The organism is Longimicrobium sp. (assembly GCF_036554565.1).
In the GTDB taxonomy this organism is placed as follows: Bacteria; Gemmatimonadota; Gemmatimonadetes; order Longimicrobiales; family Longimicrobiaceae; genus Longimicrobium.
Genome location: NZ_DATBNB010000606.1, coordinates 1 through 8,941, shown reverse-complemented (window position 1 = coordinate 8,941; position 8,941 = coordinate 1). Strand labels below are relative to the sequence as shown.

General features: G+C 71.9%; 9 protein-coding genes and 1 pseudogene. 7 read left to right on the top strand and 3 right to left on the bottom strand.

What is annotated here, in order from left to right; all coding sequences use genetic code 11:
* The 7 genes and pseudogenes from VIB55_RS16810 to VIB55_RS16780 all read left to right on the top strand — a co-directional run.
* Window positions 1-289 (top strand): annotated as a pseudogene (locus VIB55_RS16810) (hypothetical protein); the annotation flags it as partial.
* On the top strand, window positions 286-1,698 hold the full coding sequence (locus VIB55_RS16805; RefSeq protein ID WP_331877825.1) for an amidase: 1,413 nt from the start codon (window positions 286-288) through the stop codon (window positions 1,696-1,698). The pseudogene VIB55_RS16810 and the gene VIB55_RS16805, both read left to right, overlap by 4 nt.
* A 324-nt stretch (window positions 1,699-2,022) precedes the next feature.
* Window positions 2,023-2,646, top strand: coding sequence for a penicillin-binding protein activator LpoB (locus VIB55_RS16800; protein ID WP_331877824.1), 624 nt, complete (start codon window positions 2,023-2,025; stop codon window positions 2,644-2,646).
* Between the two features lie 23 nt (window positions 2,647-2,669).
* Window positions 2,670-3,473, top strand: a complete 804-nt coding sequence (locus VIB55_RS16795) for a hypothetical protein (RefSeq protein ID WP_331877823.1) — start codon at window positions 2,670-2,672, stop codon at window positions 3,471-3,473.
* Complete coding sequence (locus VIB55_RS16790) at window positions 3,470-5,152, top strand: hypothetical protein (RefSeq protein ID WP_331877822.1); 1,683 nt, start codon at window positions 3,470-3,472, stop codon at window positions 5,150-5,152. Before VIB55_RS16795 ends, VIB55_RS16790 begins: the two co-directional genes overlap by 4 nt.
* Before the next feature lie 324 nt (window positions 5,153-5,476).
* Complete coding sequence (locus tag VIB55_RS16785; RefSeq protein WP_331877821.1) at window positions 5,477-5,968, top strand: acyl-CoA thioesterase; 492 nt, start codon at window positions 5,477-5,479, stop codon at window positions 5,966-5,968.
* Window positions 5,965-6,573 (top strand): HD domain-containing protein, encoded by a 609-nt coding sequence (locus VIB55_RS16780; protein ID WP_331877820.1) that lies wholly within the window; start codon window positions 5,965-5,967, stop codon window positions 6,571-6,573. The genes VIB55_RS16785 and VIB55_RS16780 overlap by 4 nt, the downstream gene beginning before the upstream one ends.
* A 155-nt stretch (window positions 6,574-6,728) precedes the next feature.
* On the opposite strand, the gene VIB55_RS16775 is transcribed toward VIB55_RS16780, so the two are convergent.
* The 3 genes from VIB55_RS16775 to VIB55_RS16765 all read right to left on the bottom strand — a co-directional run.
* A complete protein-coding gene (locus VIB55_RS16775) occupies window positions 6,729-6,959 on the bottom strand; it encodes a hypothetical protein (protein ID WP_331877819.1) in 231 nt (76 codons plus the stop codon).
* A gap of 156 nt (window positions 6,960-7,115) precedes the next feature.
* Window positions 7,116-8,159, bottom strand: a complete 1,044-nt coding sequence (locus VIB55_RS16770; protein ID WP_331877818.1) for a tetratricopeptide repeat protein — start codon at window positions 8,157-8,159, stop codon at window positions 7,116-7,118.
* On the bottom strand, window positions 8,152-8,941 hold a 790-nt coding region (locus tag VIB55_RS16765; protein ID WP_331877817.1), incomplete at its 5' end, for a sensor histidine kinase. The genes VIB55_RS16765 and VIB55_RS16770, both read right to left, overlap by 8 nt.

Genomic DNA, 8,941 nt, shown 5'->3' with positions numbered 1-8,941 from the left:
GCCGCCTGAGGCGCCCGCGCCCGCCCCGGCGCCGACGGGCGAGGCCGCCACCCCCTCCGCCGCGCCGCAGGGGACCAACGACGAGAAGCAGCCCTCGCCGCTGGCCCGGGCGCTGACGGACGCCATCCGCGTGCAGTACGGCGACCGGATGAACGACGAGCAGATGGCCAAGGTGGGCCGCAGCATCGCCGGCGGGCTGGACACGGCCGAGCGCCTGCGCCGCTACCCGCTGCCGATCGCCGCCGAGCCCGCGTTCGTCTACCGCGTGGCGGGAGGGCCGCCGCGATGATCCCCGATGAAACGCTGTACCTGCCGCTGGCGGAGCTGGCCGCCGGCATCGGCGCACGGCGCCTGGACCCGGTGGAGCTGGCCGAGGCGTACATGGACCGGCTTCAGCGCTTTGGGCCGGACCTGGGCGCGCTGGTGACGCTCACCCGCGAGCGCGCGCTGGCCGAGGCGCGCCAGGCGCGCGACGAGATCCGCGCCGGGCGCTACCGCGGGCCGCTGCACGGAATGCCGTACGGTGCCAAGGACCTGATGGGCGCCGAGGGATACCCCACCTCCTGGGGCGCGCAGCCCTACCGCGAGCAGCGCCTTCCCGACGCGGCCGTGGTCGAAAAGCTCAAGGCGGCGGGCGCCGTGCTGGTGGCCAAGCTGGCGAGCGTGGAGCTGGCCGGCGGCTTCGGCTACGAGCAGGCGAACGCGTCGTTCACGGGGCCGGGGCGCACGCCGTGGAACCGCGACTACTGGAGTGGCGGATCGTCAACCGGCCCGGGCGCTGCGGTGGCGGCGGCGCTGGTGCCGTTCGCGCTGGGCAGTGAGACGTGGGGCTCCATCTTCGCCCCCGCCGCGCTGTCGGGCGTCACCGGGCTGCGCCCCACGTACGGCCGGGTGAGCCGCCGCGGGGCGATGGCGCTGTCGTGGACGATGGACAAGATCGGCCCCATGTGCCGCACCGCCGACGACTGCGGCATGGTGCTGCAGGCCATCGCCGGTCTGGACCCGCGCGACGAGAGCACGGTGGACCGCACCTTCCGCGCGGCGCAGGACACCCGGCTTCCGGCGCGCCCGCGCATCGCCGTGCTCAAGGGGAACGCGGAGGGCTCGCAGCCCGAGGTGCGCCGCAACTTCGACGCATCGCTTGAAGTGCTGTCAGGCTTCGCGGAGCTGGTGCGCGACGTGGAGCTGCCCGACATCCCCTACAACGCCGCTGCGTCCATCATCATCGACGCCGAGGCGGCCAGCATCTTCGAGGAGCTGGTATCCAGCGGGCGCGTGCAGGAGCTGACGGCGCCGGAAGACCGCACGGGCGGGTACGCCGGGCAGGTGGTGCTGGCGAAGGACTACCTGCGGGCGATGCGCGTCCGCAAGCCGGCGGGCGAGGCGCTGGACCGGCTGTTCGTGGAGGGCCGCTTCGACGCGCTGGTGCATCCCACGTGGAACACGGTGGCGTTCCCGGCCACGGGCAACTTCGACGACGCCTACAAGGACGCCACCTGGGGCGGGCAGCCCATCAGCGGCGCGGCCAACCTGGTGGGGCTTCCGGGAATTGCAATGCCCAACGGATTCGGGCGCGAGAACCTTCCCACCTCCATCGCGTTGACGGGCCGGGCGTGGACGGAAGGCAAGCTGATCGCCATCGGCCGCGAGCTGCAGCGGCGCACCGACTGGCATCGGCGCATTCCTCCCGGCTACTGAACTGCATTTCACGCGGAGGCGCGGAGAAACAGATGAGCCGCGGAGGGAACGCAGGACGCCCCTCCGCAGTTCTCCGCGTCCTCCGCGCCTCCGCGTGACCCCCGCCGTAGAAGCCGTCCACTGCACCGCACCCGGCTGTCTCTCAGCGAGGACAGTGAGGGATGGGAGGATGGAGGAAGCGCCTATCTAAATCATTCCGCATCAATCGGTTCCGTTTTAGATTGAAGCAGGTATGCGGAATGCCTTCCGACGAAGCTGGGTGGAACTCCTTACCGTCCATCCCCAGAACGTGCATCCCGAGCAGAACCCGGAGCGGAGACCCCAATGATGACGACCCGTGCCCGCCCTCTCGCCACCCTGGCGCTGGCAGGCCTGATGGCGCTCGGCGGCTGCGCCACGCAGGTGACCCGCGTGAGCCCCGAGCAGCAGATCGACCTCAGCGGACGCTGGAACGACGCCGACAGCCGCCTGGTGGCCGACGCGCTGATCCGCGAAAGCTTCGACGCCAGCCGCGGCGGCGACTGGGCCGTGCGCTACATGCAGGCCCACGCCGGCCGCCGCCCCATCGTAATCGTAGGCACCGTGCGCAACGCCAGCATGGAGCACATCGCCGTTGGCACCTTCGTGCGCGACCTGGAGCGCGCCTACCTGTCCAGCGGCCAGGTGCAGGTGGTGGCCAGCGCCGACGAGCGCGGCGAGGTGCGCGCCGAGCGGGAGGACCAGCAGGACAACGCCACGGCCGACACGCGCGCCCGGCTGGCCCGCGAGCGCGGCGCCAACTTCATGCTGCAGGGCGACGTGCAGTCCATCGAGGACCGAGAAGGCGGACGCCGCGTGGTGTACTACCAGGTAGACGCCACCCTGGTGGACATCGAGACCAACGAAAAGGTGTGGACCGGGCAGCACCGCATCAAGAAGATGGTCGAGCGCCCGCGCTTCCGCCTTTGATCCCCGCTGATGAGGGCAGATCCATGATCAAGCATTCTCCCTGGATTCTCCTGCTGCTGGGCGCCGCCGCGTGCGCCCCCCGGATGGACCCCGTGCGGCCCATCTACCGCAACGGCCAGGTGGTTCCCTCGCGCGCCGACGAGGTGGTGGCCGACGCCCGCGCCGAGGGCCAGGCCGAGCGCGAGCGAATCGCCCAGGAAAGCGACCGGAACGCCCAGGCCGCGCTGGCCACCTGCTCGGGCGCGGTCTGCGACGCCATCACCCGCGGCGAGCTTGCCGTGGGGATGACCCGCGAGCAGGTGCTTGCCGCCACCCGCAGCTCGCTGGCCGCCTGGGACGTGCGCGGCGGCGGGCGGGTGACGACGCTCGCCGCCCGCGACGGCGTGAACCCGTCGGACGTGGTCGCCCCCGTGGCGATGGTCACGCTGGAAGACGGCATGGTGCGGAGCTACGCCTACCGCGAGCCGCAGGGGCTGCGCCTGGTGGCCTCGCGCGCCGACGCGTCCAGCGAGGGCGTAGCACGGGCGCGCGCCGCCGCGCTGCTTCGTGAGGGCGACGAGATGGCGCTGGCCGGCCGCTTCTACGAGGCGCTGGACCGCTACGACCGCGCCGACCTGGTGGACCCGGAGAATCCCGAGACCACGCTCAAGATCGCCCGCGCGCTCGACAAGGCGCTGCGGCCGTACGAGGCGCAGATCCGCTACCAGCTGTTCCTTCACCAGATGGAACTGGAGCGCATCCGCGCCCACGGCGAGGCGTACGCGCACCTGTCCGGCGCCATGATCGAGGCGCGCCAGCGCATCATCGTTCTCGAGCGCGGCAGATGAACACCGCACGCCGGGCCCGCCGCACGCTCGCCTTCGCCGCCGTCGCGGCGGCGCTGGCGGCGTGCGCGCCGGGAAGCCGCTACCCCGCCCGGCCCGCGCCCGAAACGCTGCCCCAGGGCTCGCCCCTGGCCAGCCAGACGCTGGGCGAGGGCGACGCATGGCTGCGGCACTACGTGATGTCGGGCGCGGCGGACAGCGCGGTGGAAATGCTCCATGGGCGCGGCGCCCCCCGCGATCCGCTGGTGCGGCACCTTCAACTGGCGGTGGCGCTTCACCAAGCCGGGAAGTACGAGGAAAGCAACCAGGCGCTCGCCTGGGCCGACGACGAGGCCGAGCGGCGCTACACGCAGAGCCTGTCGCAGACCGCCGCCGCGCTGCTGGTGAACGATGCGTCCATCGCCTACCTGCCGCCCACGGCCGAGCGCGCGATGGTGCCGTACTACCGCATGCTCAACCACCTGGCGCTGGGCCAGGCCGAGGGGGCGGCGGTGGAGGCGCGGAGGGCGGGGGCGTTCTTCGCCCGGCTGCGCGACGCGGGTGCGGCGGACCCCTGCGCGGGCGAGGGGCTGGTGCAGTACGTGGCCGGCCTGTCGTTCGGGCGGGCGGGGGCGCACAACGACGCGCTCGTCTCCTTCCGCCAAGCCGAGCGTGCCTTCGACGAGTGCGAGGGCGCGGCCGCCCCGCCCGACCTGGGCGAGTGGCTGTACCGCTCGGCGGTGCGCACGGGTGTGCCGCAGGTGGCGGATTCGGCGGCGGCGCGCTACCGGCTGTCCACCGCCGCGGCGGACAGCGCGGCGGGCGAGCTCGTCGTCCTCGTGGAGCACGGATGGGTGGCGCACCGCGGCCATGCCGACATCCACGTTCCCATCTTTGCCGAAGAGGCCGACAGCCTGGCCGAGGGCGACCCCGAGGCGCTGGCCAACGTGCTCATCCACACCGCCGTCAACCTGGCCGACCAGGCGCAGTGGGGCGAGGCATGGGAAGAGAACGCCCTTCAGCAGGTGGCCGATGCGCTGGACGGCGCCTACATCATGAAGCTGTCGTGGCCGGTGTACCGCCTGGAGTCGTGCTCCGCGCCTGACGTGCGGCTGGTGGTGGGCGGCCAGGCGGTGGACGCGCCGGTGACGGGCGACCTGTCCGCCGCCATGCTCACCCGCTGGGAGCAGGCGCGCCGGGCCGCGCTGATGAGGATGGTGGTTCGCGGCGCGGGCAAGTTCATGCTCACGCGCGCCGTCGAAGCCAAGGGCGAGAAGCAGGGCGGCGAGGCGGTGGGATGGATACTCGGCCGGCTGAGCAACCTGGCCAGCAACCAAATGGAGCGCGCAGACACCCGCAGCTGGTCGCTGCTCCCCGACCGCGTGTCCGTGGCGCGGATGACGCTGGCCCCGGGCGAGCACCCAGTGCGCATCGAAGTCACCCGCGCCGACGGCGAGCCGGTGTGGGTGGACCTGGGAACGGTGACCGTCCGCGCGGGGGAGACGCTGGTGCTCAACCGCCGCGTCTGGGGGTCGGAGATGGGCGACCTGGCCGCTCGCTCGCCCGAGATGCGCCAGCACCTGGCCCAGCGCCGGGCAGCGCCCACGGACACGGCCTCGGCCGCGCGGGCTCCCGGCGCGGCCGCGATCCAGGACGCCGGCGCGAAGTCGGCGGCGCCTGTCGAGGTCGCGACGCAGCCGTAGCGGCGGCGGATGGAAGGAGTGCGCGAGGGGCGGGCCGGAAAACGGTCCGCCCCTCCTCGTTTTCAGGCCGCCAGCGCCCGGCCACGGCGTCACGGCGCGGACGTACCCACGCCTCCTCGCGCCACACGGTCCTCCCCACACGACAACAGGCCAGTCCGCGCAGGCGGACTTCGTGTGGTCGTTGCAGCGAATTCATTCGCCCGGCAGAGCCGAGGGCCTCTCGATCATCAACCGCCACCCCAGCCCGACGCGGGTAGCCCGTCGCGTGCGCCCCGGCGCTGCATCCGATAGGTTGCGGGCGAACCCTGACCGGCGCGAGTGAAGATGGCTGAGAACGAAACACCCGCGGGCAAGACGGCGCGCGAGTCCGCGTCCACGCTCTCGGAGAGCATGATGCCGGACCAGCTGAACCACCACGGAAACGTGTTCGGCGGCGAAATCCTGGCCCTGGTGGACAAGTGCGGCGGCGTGGTGGCGCGGCGGCACGCGCGGTCGCCCGTCGTGACCGTGGCGGTGGACCGCGTGGAGTTCCGCCAGCCCATCTACGCCAGCGACTTCGTGGAGGCGCACGGCCGGCTGACGCACGTGGGCCGCACGTCCATGGAGGTGATGGTGACGGTGGAGGCCGAGCAGATCGAGACGGGCCGGCGCCGCTGCACCAACATCTGCTACCTGACGTACGTGGCGCTCGACAAGCTGAACGGCAAGCCCGCGGCCGTCCCCCCGCTGATCCTGGAAACCGACGAAGACCGCCGGCTTCACGCCGCGGCCGAGCGCCGGCGCGAGCGGAGGATCGCGGACGAGGACGGCGAATGATCCCCGACCTCGATCCCAAGCTGGGCCGGCAGCTCGCGTTCATCATGGAGCTGGACCGGCTGAAGGGCATCCTGCGGCAGACGCGTGTGCTGGATGGAGCGCGGCAGGAAAACAGTGCCGAGCACTCGTGGCACCTGGCGCTCTGCGCGGTCGTCCTGGCGGAGCACGCGCCGGGGGGCCTGGACCTGTCGCGCGTGCTGAAGATGGTGCTGGTGCACGACGTAGTGGAGATCGACGCGGGAGACGCCTTCTGCTACGATGCGGACGCCAACGTGGGCAAGGAAGAACGCGAGCGGATGGCGGCGGAGCGCATCTTCGGGCTCTTGCCCGGGGAGCAGGGGAGCGAGCTGCGGGGGCTGTGGGAGGAGTTCGAGGCCGGCGTCTCGGCCGACGCGCGGTTCGCCGTGGCGCTGGACCGGCTGCAGCCGCTGCTCCTCAATTTCGCCGGCGAGGGTGGAAGCTGGCGCCAGCACAGCGTGACGCACGACCAGGTGATGGTGCGCATGGCACCAATCCAACACGGCGCTCCGGAACTCTGGCCCGCCGTCGTGCGATTGCTGGACGAGGCGGTCGCGCGCGGCTACCTGGCGCCTGCACCGGGGTGACGTTCTAAACGTTGTGCAAACTTTGCACAATGCCCAACTTTCGTGCAGACCGCCGCGGGGCTGCCACCGAATGTAGCCCGGCAAAAAACAGAGAGGCCCGCGGGATTCGCTCCCGCGGGCCTCCGTCCGCTGCAAAGGACGACCGCCGTCTCTCTTCAGTTGCCGCCCAGGATGGGGCCGCTGTAGCCGGTGGAGTCCGGGTCGGTGGTGTCGGTGCTCGACGTCGTGGCCGTCGTCGTAGAATCGGAGCCGGTGCGGTTTCCCCCCAGGATGGGGCCGCTGCTGAAGCTGGGACCGTCAGGTGCGACCGGGTTGCCGCCGGCGTCGCCGCAAGCGGCAACGGAAATGACAAGTGCGATCGCCGAGATGATGCGCGTGCGGCTCATGCGGTCCTCCTTTACAACGTTCCCTCAGGGCTGATTTAAGCCCCGAGGAAGGGCAATCCCTGTGCCGTGTCGCCGCCACGCTCCCAAGGGCACGAAACCGCTCCCTGGACGGCGCGGCCCGGGAAAGATTTTCGCCCCCGGCGGCACCCGTTGCGCTCACCGGGCCAGTGCCTCCAGCTCGCCCGTCACCGCCTGTTCGTAGTACCGCGCCCCCACCGCGCCGAATGCCGCCGCCGCCCGGCCGTAGAAGCCGCGGGCTTCGCCGGGTCGATCCTGGTGCGCACGCAGGCGGGCGAACTCCCAGAAGATCCCGCCGCGCACGAAGCCCGTCCCCTCGCCCTCGGCCATCGCGAGCGCCCTGGCCAGGTGCAGGTCCGCATCGGCAGCCCGGCCTTCCATCCGCGCCAGCATCCCCCGGAACCGCTCGACGTCAGCCAGGGTGGCGCGGTCCTCGACGATCCTGGCTTCTTCCTCTGCGCGGTTCACCGTCGCGATGGCGCGGGAAAGCTCGGCTACCTGGATCAGCGGGTGCGAGCGGTTCATGTACAGCCGCGCCAGCCCCGGGGCGTTGGACGTCCGCTCGCCGATTTCGATCCCCCGGCTGAAGAACACCTCCGCCTCCAGCCACTCCCCCAGGTACACGCTGACGATGCCCAGGTTGTGGTAGGCGTTCATGCAGTTGACGCTGTTTCCGGAACGCACGAACGAGCCGATGCTTTCCAGGTACAGCGTGCGCGCGTCGTACAGCTCGCCGCGAAGGTGCGCCACCACCCCCGCGTTCTGGCATGCCAGCCCCGCCAGGTCGTCGTCGCCCAGGTCGAGCGCCAGGTTCAGCGCCTGCGCGTATAGCGGCCGCGCGCCCGCCCAGTCGCCCGTGGAGTGGCGGATGACGCCCAGCACGTTCACCGCCCGGGCGGCGGCCTGGGGAAGTCCGTTCCGCTCGGCGATCTCCAGGCTGAGCAGCGCCAGCTCTTCGGCCTCTTCGTGGCGGCGCTGGTGGTTGCGCACGCGGGCCTGGCCGCGCAGGGCATCCGCCGCGGCGCCCAGGTCGCGGTCCATCACCGACGCGCGAAAGGTCAGCGCGTACAGGCGCGCCGCGGCGTCCCAGCGTCCCAGCCCCTCTTCCTGCGCCGCCCGCTCCGACAACCCGTGCGCGTCGTGCGTTCCCGCGGCCCGGCGGGTCACCGCTGCGTCAACCATCGGCCGGGAGCCGCAGGATGAAGGTGGAGCCGCGCCCGGGCTGGCTTTCCACCCGCAGCTCGCCGCCCAGCAGCCGCGCCAGCTTGCGCGAAATGGGCAGCCCCAGCCCCGTGCCGCCCCGCGCCGCCGCGCCCGACACCTGCTCGAACTCGTGGAAGATGCGCTCCCGGTCCTCGGGCGCGATCCCCGGGCCCGTGTCGCTCACCCGCAGCTCCGCCCACCGCCGGGCCTCGCCCGCGTCCTCCACCCGCGCGATGGAAACGCTGACGGTGCCCTGGTCCGTGAACTTGATGGCGTTGGAAAGCAGGTTCACCAGGATCTGCCGCACCCGGTCGGCGTCGGCCGACACGGGGGGGAGCGGAACCGCGGGGGTGACGGCGACCACCAGCCCCTTCTCCCGCGCCTGCGGCTCCACCGTCGACATGGCCTCGTCCACCACCTCGTACAGCGACACGGGCTGAATGACCAGCTCCAGCTTGCCCGCCTCCATCTTGGAAAGGTCCAGCACGTCGTTCACCAGGAAGAGCAGGTTGTGCGTGGCCCGCTGCGCGCGCTGAAGGAACGCCTGCGACTCCGGCGGCACCTGCCCCACCACCCCGTCCAGCAGCAGCGCGTTGTATCCCAGGATGGCGTTCAGCGGGGTGCGCAGCTCGTGGCTGACCGAGGCGAAGAAACGGTCCTTGGCGGCGGCGCTCCACCGCAGCTCCTCGTTGGCCCGCTCCAGCTCTCCCGACCGCCCCGCCAGCGTGAGCGCCAGCCGGGTGTCGCGCGAGGTGATCTCG

Excerpts from the sequence above, each read along its gene's own strand:
- VIB55_RS16805 (WP_331877825.1), top strand. The coding sequence starts at position 286 with ATGATCCCCGATGAAACGCTGTACCTGCCGCTGGCGGAGCTGGCCGCC.
- VIB55_RS16800 (WP_331877824.1), top strand. The coding sequence starts at position 2,023 with ATGATGACGACCCGTGCCCGCCCTCTCGCCACCCTGGCGCTGGCAGGC.
- VIB55_RS16795 (WP_331877823.1), top strand. The coding sequence starts at position 2,670 with ATGATCAAGCATTCTCCCTGGATTCTCCTGCTGCTGGGCGCCGCCGCG.
- VIB55_RS16790 (WP_331877822.1), top strand. The coding sequence starts at position 3,470 with ATGAACACCGCACGCCGGGCCCGCCGCACGCTCGCCTTCGCCGCCGTC.
- VIB55_RS16785 (WP_331877821.1), top strand. The coding sequence starts at position 5,477 with ATGGCTGAGAACGAAACACCCGCGGGCAAGACGGCGCGCGAGTCCGCG.
- VIB55_RS16780 (WP_331877820.1), top strand. The coding sequence starts at position 5,965 with ATGATCCCCGACCTCGATCCCAAGCTGGGCCGGCAGCTCGCGTTCATC.
- VIB55_RS16775 (WP_331877819.1), bottom strand. The coding sequence starts at position 6,959 with ATGAGCCGCACGCGCATCATCTCGGCGATCGCACTTGTCATTTCCGTT.
- VIB55_RS16770 (WP_331877818.1), bottom strand. The coding sequence starts at position 8,159 with ATGGTTGACGCAGCGGTGACCCGCCGGGCCGCGGGAACGCACGACGCG.